Raw genomic sequence first — 14,535 nt, forward strand, 5'->3', positions numbered from 1 at the left:
GTTAATGTATCTCCGGTATCCTGAGTATGGGAGTAGGCGCCAGGCTGTCTATGGGCAGAGGGTTAATCCCTTCTTCAACCTGCAGGGTATCTTTTTTGATCACAGGCCTGGGTATTAACCGGTTGTAAAAATACATTTCCAGAAACTTGCGGGCAATGGGCGCGGCCACTCCGCCTCCGCTTCCTCCGTTTTCAACAATAACCGCAATGGCCACTTCTGGATGGGAATAGGGCGCAAAGGCCATAAACCAGGCGTGCGGTTCGCCGTGCGGATTTTGCGAGGTGCCCGTTTTGCCGGCCATATCGATGCCGGGCACTTTACCCAGCCAGCCGGTGCCGCCGTTGACCACCTGATGCATCCCCTCGCGCACAATGTCGAACACTTCGCTGGAAACTTCCGAAACCACTCTGGATTCCGTGGGGAAATAAATGGTTTTGTGCGTCTGGTAGTTGTAAAGGTGATCGACCAGATGGGGACGGTAGTACACCCCGCGATTGGCCAGAATCATGACAAATTGCGCAATTTGCAGGGGCGTGGTCAAAAGCTCGCCCTGACCGATGGCCAGGTTGGCCAGATTTCCCCTGGTCCAGCCATTTTCCCCGTAAATGCGATTAAAATATTGAATGGTGGGCACCAGTCCGGCGTTTTCGTTAGGCAAATCGATGCCGGTTTTTTGGCCGAAGCCCAGAATTTTGCTGTATTTAGACCAGGTTTCCAGGCCGATTTTTAAACCGAGCTGGTAAAAATAGACATTACAACTGTTTTTGATGGCGCCGTACAAATCGAGCTCGCCGTGGCCTTTAGGATTCCAGCAGCGGATAACTTTTCGGCCCAGACGAAAATAACCGGGGCAATAGGCCTTCCAGGAAGGGGTGATGATGTTTTCTTGCAGAGCTGCAATCGCCGCCACAATTTTGTAAGTAGAACCCGGCGGATAGGCGCTTTGAATGGAGCGGCTATAAAGCGGATGCGCTTTATCTTCGATTAAAGCCTTCCATACATCGGCGTCAATCTTTCCGCTCAACGCCCGAATGTCGTAATCGGGTTTGCTCACCAGGGCCAGTATGCCACCGGTTCGCACATCAATGGCCACCAGCGAACCCCGTCGGTCGATCATCAGGCTTTCAGCGAATTTTTGCAGGTCGTAATCGAGCGTCAGGTAAAGGTCGCTGCCGTGAATGGCCGGCACATTGAGTTCCGGATCGTAATCGCCAAGCATCTTGCCGCTGGCGTCAACCCGTACATATCTTACGCCTTTAATGCCCCGCAGCTCAATATCGTAGTAGCGTTCCAAACCGGCTTTGCCAATCATATCGCCCAGCTCGTAACGCGGATCCTGTTTCTGTTCTCTCTCATTTACTTCGCCAATGTAACCGAATATATGGGGCGAATTGATTTCTTGCGGATAATAGCGCTTAAAATCAAGGATGAGTTCGAATCCCGGTAAAAAATATTGATTCTCTTCCAGCAGGGTACGCGTTTGCTCGTCAAGGTCTCTGCGGATGATGGTGGGGGCAAATCGGGGGCTTTTCCGCAGGCGAGCTTTTATATCATTGACGTTCATTCCTAAAAAATGGGCTACTCTGTTGATGGTGCTGTCGGCGGTGTGCGCGCGAATTAAGGCGGCCGAAAAAGAAGGGCGGTTGTCCACTAAAATGTCGCCGTCCCGGTCCAGAATCAAGCCTCTGACCGGATTAATCTTGACCTGCCGAATGACGTTGTGAATGGAAATGTCCAGATAATATTGACGATGCAGCACCTGCAGGTTAAAAAATCCGAGCAGTAAAATGAAAAAACTGATGACCAAAAACGTTGCTGAAATCAAAAACCTACGGGAACGCTGCGTCTGGTCAAAATATCTCATCACTCTTCGCTCAGATATTTTTTAACAAACAGATTGATTACCAATAAGGCGATCATGGTGTAAATGACGTCCGGTAGTGCGCGCGTGATAAGGATTTCGGTGATGTTTAGTTCCGCTTTAATGCCCAGAAAAATGTAGAAGATAATTTCATGAATGAGAATGAACAGCACGAACCAAAGATCCATGAAAAGGCCTTTGATGTGCTGACCATGAAATTTCCCGGCAAGATAGCCGACAAAAGCTTTCGGGAAGGCGGACATGCCCACGGGTAAGCCGGTGAGAGCGTCTTGCAATAGCCCCAGGAAAAAACCCGATGTGCTGCCGTGCATGGCGCCGAAACGTTTAGAGAGCAGCAGCACAATACACAGCACCACGTCCGGCTGCCAGATGTTAATGCGCAGCAACGGCACGATTAGCGCCTGGGCCAGAATGGCCGGAACTCCAAAGAGCAAAAGTAAAACCAGAAACCATTTATTTTCGTGCTTCATCTACCGACGGCTCCATTTCAACGATGAAAACTTCTTCCAGGGCGCCAAAGTTCACGCTGGGTTTTACGCGTATTTTTTGAAACATTTCATTGGGATTTTTTTCGATGGCAGTAACTACGCCAACTTTGATGTTCGGCGGGTAAATCTGGCTTAATCCGGAAGTGAAGATAATGTCGCCCGGTAAAACCTCTATGGTGTTGGGAATATAGTTTAGCTGTAGCCCGTTTTCGCCATCCCAGCTAACTACGCCTACTTCGCGATTACGCTGAATACGCACGCTGACGCGCGAGGTGGGATCCAGTAAAATCTGGCAAATGGCAAAGGGCGGCGAGGTCTCCACAACGCGGCCCACCAGTCCGCCCACCGTCATTACGGCGGCGCCTTTGTGCTTTTCGGTTATGCCTTTGGCAATAATCCGAAAACCGGTTACTATTTCGTGCGGGCTGTAGCCGATGACTTTGGCCGGGATGAGTTTGTACTTGAACTGGTAGCTGATCTTTAAGAATTTTTTAAGACGGATGTTCTCCAGTAATGCTTCCTGTAGCTGAAAATTTTCAAAAGAGAGCAACGTGTTCTGCCGGCGCAATTCGGAATTTTTTTCGTAAAGATTAAAGTAAGAGCGGAAGATGGATACCGTGGATTCTATTCGACCGATGGTCTGCACAGAAACGCGACGAAGCCCCTCAACAAGCGCCCGGTCGCTGGTGGTCATAAACAAAAACGAAAGCAGCAAATAAAAGAATAGCGTCAGGCCTTCTTTATTTCTGATAAAAAATGAACTGAATATATTCACGGAACATCAATCAACTTTTTAAATTATTATCCTAACCCCTTGAAAATTCATTTCCGCCGCGCAACCTTAAAGTCACCCATAATTAATAACGCTTTTCAGGTTGCCGGTTTCCCCTTATTTACCGTTCGGTTGTAACGGTAAACGATTGCAGGGCTTTTCGATCTTTTTAGAACGGCCGCTTTTGTCTTAACAGCACCTTTTCATATTGTTCGGGCGTGTCAAGAATTTTACCGCAACCGCGCGCCACGCAGGTTAATGGGTCGTCTGCCACATGAATGGCCATGGAAGTCTCTTCCCGTAAGCGGACATCCAGATTCCTCAACAACGAACCGCCGCCGGTTAAAATAATCCCTCTGTCCAGAATATCGGCTGCCAGTTCGGGAGGCGTACGTTCCAGCGAAAGTTTGACCGCTTCCACAATGGCATTAATCGCATCATTGAGCGCTTCGCGGATTTCGACGGAGCTAACTTCAATGGTTTTGGGAATGCCATTGATCAGGTCGCGTCCTTTAACCTCTGTGGTTACCTCTTCTTCCAGTGGGGCGGCCGATCCGATGGTGCACTTGATCTCTTCAGCCGTTTTTTCCCCGATTAAAAGGTTGTGATTTTTTTTGAAATGTTGAATAATCGACTGGTTCATTTCATCGCCGGCAATGCGAATGGAGGTGTGCGTAACAATACCGCTAAGAGAGATTACCGCTATTTCGGAAGTGCCTCCGCCAATATCGACAATCATATTGCCCACGGGTTCGTCGATATCCAGCCCAACGCCAATGGCAGAGGCCATGGCTTCGGCAACCAGATCCACCTGCCGGGCGCCGGCGCGTTCGGCGGCATCGCGCACCGCCCGTTTTTCAACCTCGGTAATGCCCGAAGGAACGCAAACCAGAATTTTGCCCAGCATCATGCGGTTTACATTGGCCTTTTTGATGAATTCGCGAATCATAATTTCATTGGCTTCAAAATCGGCAATCACGCCGTCCTTCAAAGGGCGAATGGTAATAATGTCCTGATGTGTGCGCCCCAACATCTGCCGGGCTTCGTTGCCCACGGCGACCACGCGATCGCTGTTTTCTTCCAGGGCAATTACCGATGGCTCGTTTACAACAATCCCTTTGCCTTTTACATAAATGAGCGTATTGGCCGTCCCTAAATCTATTCCAATATCAGAAGAAAAAAAGTCAAAAAATGAAAATCCCATATCGAAGCTCCCTGCTCCTAAAATTCATGTGTCTAATTTCTTAAAAAGCTTAAAGTTACTAAAAACACTACAGACAAGCAAACTAATCATCTGCCCATTCGACAAAAATTTTATTTACTTAAATGTTTATCAAACGGATTCTGTAGTTTCAAAACTTTTTGTTCGGTATTTAGTTCCGCTTTAACGCCGATGGGCATGGTAAATTTTCGCATTCCATGACCATAGGGAAATCGGTAAAGCACCGGATAGGGCGTGTTGTCGAAGTAATCATGCAGCACGTCTTCTACCGAAACTTCCTTTCTGGAAGTGGAGTCATCCACACAATCAATAAACTCTCCCAGAATCAAGGCGGACAGCCGATCGAAAATCCCAGCCTGTTTCAGCTGGGCAAGATATCGATCAATTTTGTACGGCGCCTCGCCCACGTCTTCTAAAAACAAAATGGCATTGGTCAAATCCGGCATAAAAGGCGTGCCCAGTTGGTGGGCCAGCATGGAAAGACAGCCACCAATCAGCCGGCCGGAAGCCCGCCCCGCCTGCCAGAGTTCCACGTTTTCTCTGGCGAATGAAAATTCGTACCAGGGATCGTCGTTAAAAACTTGCCCCCAGAAATGCCGTTCGGTAAAGGGATCGATGCCGCTGCCCATTTCCACGGCGACCATGGGCCCGGAAAAAGCCGGCACACGGCTTTTAGCCCAAAAAGCAAGCTGAAGAGTGGTTACGTCGGAATAACCGACAAAGGGTTTTGGATTTTGACCTATCAGTTCGTAATCAAGCTGATCCAGAATGCGCAGCGCCCCCCAGCCGCCGCGGGCGCAGACAATCATGTCAACTTCAGGGTCGGCAAAAAAGGTTTCAATGTCTTTAACGCGCAGGCTATCCGAACCGCTAAAATACATGTGAGCGGCGCTTAAACTTTTCCCTCTTTTGACGTTGAAGCCCATCGATTCCAGATACTGGATTCCTTTTTCCAGGCGCGCCGCGTCAGGAGGAAAGGCCGGCGCCAGCACGCCAATGGTGGCGTTCTTTTGAATGGCTGAAAAATATCTCATTTTGTCAAACCTCACTGTTTTTTACAAAGTTAAGCCATCGTAAAATTTAATGCCAGTGTTTCTATGGGCGGAATCGAAAAAAGTTGAATTTTTTGTTTGCGAACTCCGAACATGTAGGAAAGCAAGGGGGATGGCTGGGCAATCATAAAATAAAATGTAACCTCATTGGCCGCGCAGTATCTAAAGCAAAAAACAGAATGGAGATAGCAATGGAAGAACTGTTGCAGCAATTGGAAAAGGTCAAGTACCTGGCAATCACGCCGGAACAGGTGCAGTGGTTGTTAGACCATTGCAGACTTGTGGTTGAGCACGATACCATGGTTGCAGATAAAATAAGACTCCTGCAGTGCGGCGAGAGCTACGTTGTTCAGGAAAAATCCGATAAAGGCGAGTTTTTGGCGCGTCGCTTTGCTACGGAGCTGCAGGCCCGAGATTTTGTCATGGCCCGCATGAAAATCTATGAAGATATGTGGGACGGCTGCGGGTGCAAGGTTTATTATTACGAATAATGCGCTTAAATGATGGCGCCCATGCCGATGTGATGGTTGATGGTCTGGTTGATCACTTCGTCGATGTTTAATTCACAGTGAAGAGCGAACCGTGTTTCCCTTTTGTCTTTGGATGGCAAGGAACCCTTTTTAAGGACATCCCTTTTTTCTTTTAATGATTTCGCCTCTTTATTGGATTTTGAAAAGGTGGCCATAGGGCTTTCTCCCGGCTTTTGTTTCATGCTCAAATATTCGGCCGTTATACGGTAAAGTAAAGCGCAAAAACAAAAATGGGCAAAAATTGGGGGATGGATCACAAAAAACTAAGTTGTCATTCACGGTAAGAAATTTGTAAATTGATCTTTCACGAAAAAATATAAAGGATTTTTATGAGAACGTGGTATGCGATTAGTTTAAGTCTGTTTTTAATCTTTGTTCAATGTAATAAAAGAGTCGTTGACAGCGATGCCGATAATGGTACTACTTTACCCGACAGCACGGTGCTGGTTGATCGTTTGGGGCTGACGGATCGTTTTGAAATTGCCACCTGGAATATTGAGAATTTTCCCAAAGCCGGAACGCAAACGGTGAACGACGTGGCTCAAATAATCAAAGACCTGGATATCGATCTGATTGGCGTGCAGGAGATTGCCAGCATCCGTTCGTTTAACGATCTTCTGGATCAAATGCCCGGCTGGAAGGGCGTTTTGTCTAATGACGTGTACAGCAGCGGGACGTATCAAAAAACAGGAATTTTGTACAAATCCGATTTTATTTCGGTTTCCGGCATTAAGAATATTTTTGAAAACGACTGGTACGCCTTTCCGCGTCCCCCGCTTCAGGCCTATGTGCAGGTGAAGGATCTGGACAGCGTTAAGTTCGATTTTAACATCATTGTCCTGCATCTGAAAGCCAGCGGCGGCAGCGAAAATGAAGCGCGCCGCAAAGAGGCGATAAACGATCTTTCACAATATATTAAAAACGAAATTGCCAGGGGAGCCGATCCCGATTTTGTTGTGCTGGGCGACTGGAACGATGTTTTAAGCGATCCGGAGAGCACCAATGTATTTCTGGCAATGCTCAACGATCCGCAGACGTTCACCTTTTTAACCCTGGGCTTAAGCAATCAATATTCTTACATTTCATACACCTACCGAAGCCTGATCGATCATATTATGATTACAAAGGACGCCGAAGCAGAATATGGAGCGGGCGAGTGTCGCGTTTTGTACCTGGATCAGCAATACCTTTCGTACCCTTCAAACGTCTCCGATCATCGACCGGTATTTGCTCGTTTTAACGGATTCCGGTTGAACCTTAGTGGGAATTGACGGCGCGCATTTTGTTCTGTTTGCGCTTAAAAAGATAGGTGAAGTAGAAAATGCCAAGGATGTCGGCCAGCAAATCTAAAATATCGGCATCTCGTTGAAGGTTAAGGGATTGGTGCCATTCATCGCTAATGGCAAATAAGATGGCGATGACCAGCGTAACCAGCACGCGGTTTTTGTGAAGCCATGGCTGTGTTTCCAGCGACATGCCGCGTATCAATAACCATCCCAAAATCCCGAATACAAAAAAATGCATCAGTTTGTCTTCGATCTGAAGGCCAAGGGGCGGCATTTTAAAGCCGCTCATCGAAGATTGGATGGTAATTAAAATCATCAATAAAATCCAGGGTAAATGCGCGTTAAGTCTATTTCCGTTCATGCTCGCCTCATTTTTATCAGGGACAAACATAGCAATCCTGACGAGTAAAATCAATTTCTTTTGACATCGTTGTAGCGCGTTTCTAAATTGGTATTTTACAACAGGGGAACAATGAATGGGATTATTAAAAAAAGGGGAATACCGGGTCGTATTTCCGAGCCATGTCAAATATTTGCCCAGGATCGAACAGTTGACAACCAAAATCTCGGAAGAGTTGCATTTTAATGAAGACGACCGGGACGATCTTTCGATTGCGATTACGGAGTTGTTTAATAATGCCTTGCATCACGGTAATCGCGACGATGAATCAAAAAAGATCGTCGTTACCTTTAAAGTGTTAAGCAAGGGACTACAAATTTCGGTACAGGATGAGGGCGGGGGCTTCAGGCGCGAGAATGTACGCGATCCCCTTGCCGAAGAAAATATCATGAAAACGAGCGGTCGGGGATTATTTTTGGTTGAACAATTAGTTGATAAGATTAGTTACCATACTTCGCCTACAGGAAGCGAAGTCATTATCTTTAAAAAATTTTCACAGTTGAATTAAGGATTTTTTTACATAGATGACAGACATTCAGCAAAAAACGGTGGTGGTTGCCATGAGCGGCGGGGTCGATAGCTCGGTGGCCGCCCTGCTCCTCAAGGAACAGGGGTACCATTGCATTGGCATCACCATGAAGTTGTGGGATTACGAACTGGTGGGCGGCAACGTAAATCATGAAAGCGGTTGCTGTTCGCTGGATTCGATTAACGACGCCCGTCAGGTGTGCGCTAAAATCGGCATTCCTCATTATGTGTTGAATTTTAGCCGGGAATTTCACGAAAGCGTGGTGGATAATTTTATCACCGAGTATCTGGAAGGCAAAACGCCCAATCCGTGTGTTCTGTGCAATACCAAAATCAAGTGGCAAACGCTGATCGAGCGGGCACAGGAGCTGGGCGCCGATTACATTGCCACAGGACATTACGCACGTGTGGTGTACAATGCGCAAACACAGCGCTACGAGCTGTGGCAGGGAAAGTACAAAGAGAAGGATCAATCCTATGCTCTGTGGGGGATTAAGCAATCCAGCCTGGCCAGAACGTTGTTCCCTCTGGGCGAGTTAACCAAGCCCGAAGTGCGGGACATTGCCGAAAAGTACGGTTTAAAAACGGCCACTAAAAAAGAGAGCATGGAAATCTGTTTCGTGCCGGATAACGATTACCGACGATTTTTAACCCAGGTTGTGGATGGACTGGAAGAGAAGGTGAAAGATGGGGAGCTGGTGACGGTTGACGGGGAAACCGTAGGGCAGCACAAGGGATACCCCTTTTTTACCATTGGTCAGCGCAGAGGGCTGGGCAGGGGCTTTGGGAAACCCATGTACGTTGTGGAAACCGATCCGCAGCATAACCGAGTGGTGATCGGCGACGAAAAGCATCTCTACTCTACAGAACTGATCGCCCGGTCGGTTAATTTTATCAGCATTCCGCACGCTCGCGGTGGGGTAAAATGCCTGGTGAAAATACGGTACAAATCTCCGGCCGCGCCGGCCACCATTTATTCCATGGAAGGCGAACGGGTGCGCGTGGTATTTGACGCGCCGCAAAAAGCGGTTACGCCGGGGCAATCTGCCGTGTTTTACGACGGCGAAAAAGTGCTGGGCGGCGGAATTATTGAATCTTTTAAACGAGCGACGGAAGAATAGTCGTTCCCCGGACAACACAAGCCTAAACATCAAAAGCAAAATACTAAGGCAGCGTAGCCGCAACCAAAACTAACCGCAAAGAGCACAAAGAAGTCACAAAGTACGCAAAGAAAAAATAAAACCAATTATTCAACATGTAAGTAAAAAACTCATCATGCCGGCAAGATTGACGCCCCGGGGGATGAGTTTTTAAAACAGCACAAAAACTTTCGAATCCCGCCAGGGAGGCTGTTGCAAATTCAGTTTGAGTAAAATTCAAAAAATTTGTAAATTCTGGGCGACAGATAAAACAAGTAATAACAAAGGAATTCCATGAGTTTTATTACTTATAATCGCTCACAAATGAATCTCTTTGGCTATAGTGTGGAAGATTTTGCCAGAGACGATCCAAAGAGTCGATTTGTAGTGGAGTTGGTTTCGCGCCTTGATTTAAGTGCACTTTATTCCCGTTATAGTTCGCAAGGCGGTGATTCTTATGCCCCAGACATGATGCTTGCCTTATGGTTTTATGCTTATAGTAACGGCATTACCAGCACCCGTAAGCTGGAGGAATTGTGTAAATTTGATACGCGCTACATTTATATCACTGGGAATCAGCATCCGGATCATAGTACATTAAGTCGTTTTCGCAAGGCACATTTGGATTTATTAGACCAATATTTTGTAGAGATACTTTTAATTGCCCAGGCCGAAGGCATAAGTAGTTTCAACCAGATAGCCATAGATGGCACGAAAATCAAAGCGCACAGCAGTAAGCGTCATGGCTACACTGAGGATCAATTAGACAAACGTATAGAGAAGTTAAGAGCAGAGATCAAGCAATACATGCAGCGCTGTAATTTTGTAGAACAGGGGGCCACGGATGAATTAGATTTAGAAACTCTTCGAGCGGAGAAAGAACGGCTTGAGCGCTTAGAGAAAGAGATATTAGAACGTAAAGCCCAATTGAAAGAGCGTAAGAAACAGCTCAAATCAGAACATCGTTCAAGACATCAAATAAATGTAAAAGAGCCGGATGCCCGCATGATGCCTTCGGTGGATGGGCCGGGTTATAACGCACAATTAGGCGTAGATATGTCCAGTCATTTAATTGTAGCCCATGAAGTGGTAAGCCAGCCCAACGACCAGGGTCAATTCATACCGATTCAAGAACAAGTAGAGAAGAATCTTGGTTCAGATGATAAGCGATCTTACACGGCCGATTCCGGTTATCACAATAGCACAGACCTAAAAGAATTGGAAGAAAAGCAGATTGATGCCGTAATAGCCGATCCCCAGTTATCCAATCGTTCGATAAAGGAGACACCAACCTCCAAGGAAGAATTGCAAAAAGAAGAAAGAAAACTAAAACGAAGTGATTTTGTGTATCATGAACAGGGAGATTACTATGAATGTCCGACGGGTAAGAAGCTTTTTCCAGTTGAGAGGAATAGCGAACGGATCGTATATCGTTCCAATGATTGTCAGGACTGTCCCTTAATTAATTTATGCATTTCCAGTAAAAAGAAAGTTAAGCAAATCCATCGTTCAGTTAATGAGAGTTATTGCGAACGTATGGCGAAAAAGTTACAAACTTCAGCGGCGCAGGAACGACTAAAAAAGCGTTCGGTGACAGTTGAACCTGTTTTTGGTAACTTGAAGCATAATTTAGGCTATCGTGGATTTTCCTTATCTGGTCTTAATAATGTTCGTAGTGAATTTACGTTAATGTGTATTGGGCATAATATTAATGTTCTATTTAAAAATATGTTAGGGAAACGTTTAGCAGCGTTTATAACAGCATCACAAGAAAAAGATGATCTATTAATTTTATTTTCAAAGAATATTTTGGCGTTTTTAATTCTATATTTTGCCCAACGCTTAAGAATGAGAAAAAATTATCAATATCGGAGAATATAAGCATTAATTCCTCCCCCCCATGCAACAGCCTCCAGGGCGGGACTAGATTCTACGAAGGAAGTATTCTAATTTCATTTAATTGGTCTATTGTTTTTATTTAAATTACATAAAAAATATTCGTGCCCATTCGTGAAATTCGTGGTTATTATACTGAACTCATACATTGTCTTTGACTTTTGGGGCAGCCTCGGGTAAATTGCGCTGAAGTGTTTAGCTTTGGCCTCAGAATAATTTGTTTAATCTTTTTCTGCCATTATTGCGAGAAAATTATTCTGCGCGCGTTGCGGTTAATTTTGGTTGCGGCCTTGTTCTCTTAGGCGTTTTATTGACGGGTCGATTTGAGTGTGCGGAAACGGCGTGTGATTTTTGCGCGGCCTGGCAGACGGGTTAAATGAAATGTTTGCCCCTGATGATTAAGCTTCGTAATTTACTGAGAAAAAAAGTTTAATCTACAGCATTGGAAAATCATGTCGGTACAAAGAGAAGTCAAGCGCATTACGGTGCCCGTAATCAAACGTATGAAGGCGCAGGGCGAGCCCATTGCCATGCTCACGGCTTACGATACGTTGATGGCCGAATTACTGGATGAAAGCGGGGTGGATATTATCCTGGTTGGCGATTCGGGCGGGATGGTGATGGCCGGACACGAAAATACGCTTTCGGTAACCATGGAAGAGATGTTGCACTATGTAAAGGCGGTGCGCAAAGGGGTTAATCGCGCTTTGCTGGTGGCAGATATGCCCTTTCTAAGTTATCAGGTGAGCGTGGAAGAGGGCGTGCGCAACGCGGGTCGCTTTTTACAGGAAGGCGGCGCCGAAGCGGTAAAGATCGAAGGCGGCAGGTCCGTTGCGCCATTGATTGAGCGGCTGGTTGAAATTGGCATCCCGGTGATGGGCCATCTGGGGCTTACGCCGCAATCTGTTCATTTGTTTGGCGGTTATGGCGTGCAGGGCAAAGAGGCGGAAATTGCCGAGAAACTGAAACAGGAAGCAAAATCACTGGAAGACGCCGGCGTGTTTTCGCTGGTGTTGGAAAAGATACCCGCCAGGCTGGCGAAAGAGATCAGTGAAAACTTAAAAATCCCCACCATTGGCATTGGCGCCGGAAAATACTGTGACGGACAGGTTCTGGTCAGCCATGATATGCTGGGGCTGTACGAAAAATTCAAGCCCAAATTTGTACGTCGATATGCGCAGCTCGCTAAAACCATGCGGGAAGCCTTTATTAATTATGTACAGGATGTAAAACAAAGAGATTTTCCCGATGACCATGAAAGTTATTAAAACCATCCCAGAAATGCGCGCATGGACGCAGGCCGTAAAAGCCAGAGGCGAAACGGTTGGTTTTGTGCCGACCATGGGCTTTTTGCACGAAGGCCATTTGAGCTTGATCCGCCAGGCCAAAAAACGCGCGCAACGCGTGGTGGTTAGCATTTACGTGAACCCAACGCAGTTTGGACCCAATGAAGATTTTGAAAAATACCCGCGTGATTTTGAGCGGGACGAACAATTATGTAAGGCCGAAGGCGTGGACGCCGTATTCTATCCGGACGACAATGAGATGTACTCCTCTTTGCACAAAACCTATGTCATTACCGAAGATTTAAGCCAGGTGCTTTGCGGCCGGTCGCGTCCCACGCATTTCAGAGGAGTAACGACCGTTGTGGCCAAGCTTTTCAATATTGTGCAGCCAGATTTTGCCGTGTTTGGACAAAAAGACGCCCAACAGGCCATTATCATCAAACGCATGGCAGAAGATCTGAATTTCCCGGTGGAAATTGTTGTGGCGCCGATTATCCGCGAAAAAGACGGACTGGCTATGAGTTCGCGCAACAAGTACCTGAGTCCTCGCCAGCGAAAAGAAGCCACGGTGCTTTACCGCAGCTTAAAAATGGCCGAGCAAGAATACAGCAACGGCAATCACGACATTGAGGACATCAAGAAAAAAATGCGGCAATTGATCGAAGCAGAATCTTCGGGGAAAATAGATTACATCGAAGCGGTGGATGCCGAAACGCTGGGCCCGCCCCGCCCGGGCGAGAGACCGATTCTCATTGCCCTGGCTGTTTATTTTGAGCCGGCGCGATTGATTGACAATATTATTCTACAGAAAGGTTGATTCCGAGGCGGAAAAGATACAGGTAAAAATCAACCGCAAGGGATAAAAAGAAATCGCGGAGCAGACCACCTGGTAATGAGTGAGGGGTGATCTGTAATGTGTATTGACGGGTCTAAGTAATTTTGTAAAACCTTCTCACGCACGGTGCAGCCTGCAATATTTTGGGGACAGGAATATTGTAAAATTGGCAATAATTTAAAGAGTTGAGCGAAACCAACGTTAAATGTAAAATATTTTTCACACGGCAATTGATTTACAGAACATATGTAGAAACGTAAACCTGAATTACAAGATCGGAAATTGCCGATACACTGAATGTCCCCCAAATTTTTTAAGATTACAATATTTTTTCTAAGATCATTTTTACAACTCACCCCCTAACCTCATACTTATTAACACGTTATGGGTGCTCTTGTCCCCCTCTCTTTGCAAAAAGACTCATAGAGCAAGGCGGGGAATGAGGTGAGTTTTTCATACATTCAGCTAATGTACTCTCTTAAATATCAATCGATTATAAGTTCTTTGTTTGAAATTTTGGGGGACATTCGGAAATTGCCGATACAGGCTTGCCTTTTGTTGTGAACTGTTTTATTTTTAAGAAACAAATAAAAAAAATCGGAGTTAAAACATCTGATTTTGAAGAATAAAAACGTGAGGTCGGAATCATGGAAAAAAAATTACAGGTGATATTGTTTGTAATTGTGTTTTTTATTATGACCTTACCGCTTTCTGCGCAGTTTAGAAATCAACCGACCCATCCGAATATTTCGACCATTCTCAGCAATCCGCAGCCATCATTATTTAGTGGATTTTTAAATCCCGATAAATTACAGATGCATCATTCGGTGTCCATGTCTTTTGGCGCCATGGGCGGCCAAAGCATGATGTTAAGCAGCTACATGAACACCATTGATTATCAGTTTTCCGACAAGTTGTGGCTGCGCGCTAACATTGGCATTATGTCTTCGCCCTATAATACCTTTGGTCAGGAGTTTTATCTGAACAAGCCGCAATTTTTCGGCGGAGCGCAATTACATTACAAAATTTCAGAAAATAGCAAGATAACGCTGGAATTTAACAGCGCTCCTTTTTATCGGCCCATGCTGGGGGAGTTTTCCGCATTTGGATATTAAGGGAAAAAGATTTAATACGATTTGTGGTTCGCTAAAAACGATCATTTTAAACAGAACCGCACTTATTGAACGGGGCTAAACAAAAAGTGCTCCGTTTTCCCACT

Annotated in this window: 15 protein-coding genes; 8 read left to right on the top strand and 7 right to left on the bottom strand. The window is 45.9% G+C overall.

Translation table 11 applies throughout. The features are described 5' to 3' along the window. Position 1 precedes the first annotated feature (1 nt). The 5 genes from mrdA to Cabys_RS02115 all read right to left on the bottom strand — a co-directional run bounded on the left by mrdA (position 2) and on the right by Cabys_RS02115 (position 5,398). Positions 2–1,864, bottom strand: coding sequence for a penicillin-binding protein 2 (gene mrdA / locus Cabys_RS02095; protein ID WP_006928436.1), 1,863 nt, complete (start codon positions 1,862–1,864; stop codon positions 2–4). Then, positions 1,864–2,352 (bottom strand): rod shape-determining protein MreD, encoded by a 489-nt coding sequence (mreD, locus tag Cabys_RS02100; protein ID WP_006928437.1) that lies wholly within the window; start codon positions 2,350–2,352, stop codon positions 1,864–1,866. The genes mrdA and mreD overlap by 1 nt, the downstream gene beginning before the upstream one ends. Continuing rightward, positions 2,336–3,145 carry a rod shape-determining protein MreC gene (mreC, locus tag Cabys_RS02105; protein ID WP_006928438.1) on the bottom strand — a complete coding sequence of 270 codons (810 nt, stop codon included), beginning with the start codon at positions 3,143–3,145 and terminating at the stop codon, positions 2,336–2,338. Before mreC ends, mreD begins: the two co-directional genes overlap by 17 nt. 166 nt (positions 3,146–3,311) lie before the next feature. Beyond that, positions 3,312–4,346 carry a rod shape-determining protein gene (locus Cabys_RS02110; RefSeq protein ID WP_006928439.1) on the bottom strand — a complete coding sequence of 345 codons (1,035 nt, stop codon included), beginning with the start codon at positions 4,344–4,346 and terminating at the stop codon, positions 3,312–3,314. A gap of 110 nt (positions 4,347–4,456) precedes the next feature. After that, complete coding sequence (locus Cabys_RS02115) at positions 4,457–5,398, bottom strand: S66 peptidase family protein (protein ID WP_006928440.1); 942 nt, start codon at positions 5,396–5,398, stop codon at positions 4,457–4,459. Between the two features lie 197 nt (positions 5,399–5,595). On the opposite strand from Cabys_RS02115, the gene Cabys_RS02120 reads away from it, so the two are divergent. Continuing rightward, a complete protein-coding gene (locus tag Cabys_RS02120; RefSeq protein ID WP_150109269.1) occupies positions 5,596–5,907 on the top strand; it encodes a hypothetical protein in 312 nt (103 codons plus the stop codon). A gap of 5 nt (positions 5,908–5,912) precedes the next feature. Here Cabys_RS02120 and Cabys_RS02125 read toward each other — a convergent pair whose 3' ends face one another. Next, the gene (locus Cabys_RS02125) at positions 5,913–6,101 is read right to left on the bottom strand and encodes a hypothetical protein (protein ID WP_006928442.1); all 189 of its coding nucleotides are present in this window, start codon (positions 6,099–6,101) and stop codon (positions 5,913–5,915) included. Between the two features lie 174 nt (positions 6,102–6,275). On the opposite strand from Cabys_RS02125, the gene Cabys_RS02130 reads away from it, so the two are divergent. Then, entirely contained in the window at positions 6,276–7,217 is a 942-nt protein-coding gene (locus Cabys_RS02130; RefSeq protein ID WP_006928443.1) for an endonuclease/exonuclease/phosphatase family protein, read from the top strand. Here Cabys_RS02130 and Cabys_RS02135 read toward each other — a convergent pair. Next, the gene (locus Cabys_RS02135; RefSeq protein WP_044281132.1) at positions 7,204–7,593 is read right to left on the bottom strand and encodes a VanZ family protein; all 390 of its coding nucleotides are present in this window, start codon (positions 7,591–7,593) and stop codon (positions 7,204–7,206) included. The two genes, Cabys_RS02130 and Cabys_RS02135, sit on opposite strands and share 14 nt — an antisense overlap. Before the next feature lie 115 nt (positions 7,594–7,708). Between Cabys_RS02135 and Cabys_RS02140 the strand changes: the two genes are divergently transcribed. From Cabys_RS02140 to Cabys_RS02165, 6 genes are all read left to right on the top strand, one after another. Further along, on the top strand, positions 7,709–8,140 hold the full coding sequence (locus Cabys_RS02140; RefSeq protein ID WP_006928445.1) for an ATP-binding protein: 432 nt from the start codon (positions 7,709–7,711) through the stop codon (positions 8,138–8,140). A gap of 16 nt (positions 8,141–8,156) precedes the next feature. Then, a complete protein-coding gene (mnmA, locus tag Cabys_RS02145) occupies positions 8,157–9,281 on the top strand; it encodes a tRNA 2-thiouridine(34) synthase MnmA (protein WP_006928446.1) in 1,125 nt (374 codons plus the stop codon). 312 nt (positions 9,282–9,593) lie between these two features. Next, positions 9,594–11,180 carry an IS1182 family transposase gene (locus Cabys_RS02150; RefSeq protein ID WP_006928447.1) on the top strand — a complete coding sequence of 529 codons (1,587 nt, stop codon included), beginning with the start codon at positions 9,594–9,596 and terminating at the stop codon, positions 11,178–11,180. A gap of 467 nt (positions 11,181–11,647) precedes the next feature. Next, complete coding sequence (panB, locus tag Cabys_RS02155; protein WP_006928448.1) at positions 11,648–12,463, top strand: 3-methyl-2-oxobutanoate hydroxymethyltransferase; 816 nt, start codon at positions 11,648–11,650, stop codon at positions 12,461–12,463. Continuing rightward, a complete protein-coding gene (gene panC / locus Cabys_RS02160; RefSeq protein ID WP_044281802.1) occupies positions 12,450–13,298 on the top strand; it encodes a pantoate--beta-alanine ligase in 849 nt (282 codons plus the stop codon). Before panB ends, panC begins: the two co-directional genes overlap by 14 nt. A 665-nt stretch (positions 13,299–13,963) precedes the next feature. Beyond that, positions 13,964–14,431 (top strand): hypothetical protein, encoded by a 468-nt coding sequence (locus Cabys_RS02165; protein ID WP_006928450.1) that lies wholly within the window; start codon positions 13,964–13,966, stop codon positions 14,429–14,431. Positions 14,432–14,535: the final 104 nt, after the last annotated feature.

This window comes from Caldithrix abyssi DSM 13497 (assembly GCF_001886815.1).
Lineage (GTDB): Bacteria > Calditrichota > Calditrichia > Calditrichales > Calditrichaceae > Caldithrix > Caldithrix abyssi.

What these genes read in the sequence shown, in the direction of transcription:
- mrdA (WP_006928436.1), bottom strand. Translation starts at nt 1,864, where the DNA reads ATGAGATATTTTGACCAGACGCAGCGTTCCCGTAGGTTTTTGATTTCA.
- mreD (WP_006928437.1), bottom strand. Translation starts at nt 2,352, where the DNA reads ATGAAGCACGAAAATAAATGGTTTCTGGTTTTACTTTTGCTCTTTGGA.
- Cabys_RS02110 (WP_006928439.1), bottom strand. Translation starts at nt 4,346, where the DNA reads ATGGGATTTTCATTTTTTGACTTTTTTTCTTCTGATATTGGAATAGAT.
- Cabys_RS02115 (WP_006928440.1), bottom strand. Translation starts at nt 5,398, where the DNA reads ATGAGATATTTTTCAGCCATTCAAAAGAACGCCACCATTGGCGTGCTG.
- Cabys_RS02120 (WP_150109269.1), top strand. Translation starts at nt 5,596, where the DNA reads ATGGAGATAGCAATGGAAGAACTGTTGCAGCAATTGGAAAAGGTCAAG.
- Cabys_RS02125 (WP_006928442.1), bottom strand. Translation starts at nt 6,101, where the DNA reads ATGGCCACCTTTTCAAAATCCAATAAAGAGGCGAAATCATTAAAAGAA.
- Cabys_RS02130 (WP_006928443.1), top strand. Translation starts at nt 6,276, where the DNA reads ATGAGAACGTGGTATGCGATTAGTTTAAGTCTGTTTTTAATCTTTGTT.
- Cabys_RS02135 (WP_044281132.1), bottom strand. Translation starts at nt 7,593, where the DNA reads ATGAACGGAAATAGACTTAACGCGCATTTACCCTGGATTTTATTGATG.
- Cabys_RS02140 (WP_006928445.1), top strand. Translation starts at nt 7,709, where the DNA reads ATGGGATTATTAAAAAAAGGGGAATACCGGGTCGTATTTCCGAGCCAT.
- mnmA (WP_006928446.1), top strand. Translation starts at nt 8,157, where the DNA reads ATGACAGACATTCAGCAAAAAACGGTGGTGGTTGCCATGAGCGGCGGG.
- Cabys_RS02150 (WP_006928447.1), top strand. Translation starts at nt 9,594, where the DNA reads ATGAGTTTTATTACTTATAATCGCTCACAAATGAATCTCTTTGGCTAT.
- panB (WP_006928448.1), top strand. Translation starts at nt 11,648, where the DNA reads ATGTCGGTACAAAGAGAAGTCAAGCGCATTACGGTGCCCGTAATCAAA.
- panC (WP_044281802.1), top strand. Translation starts at nt 12,450, where the DNA reads ATGAAAGTTATTAAAACCATCCCAGAAATGCGCGCATGGACGCAGGCC.
- Cabys_RS02165 (WP_006928450.1), top strand. Translation starts at nt 13,964, where the DNA reads ATGGAAAAAAAATTACAGGTGATATTGTTTGTAATTGTGTTTTTTATT.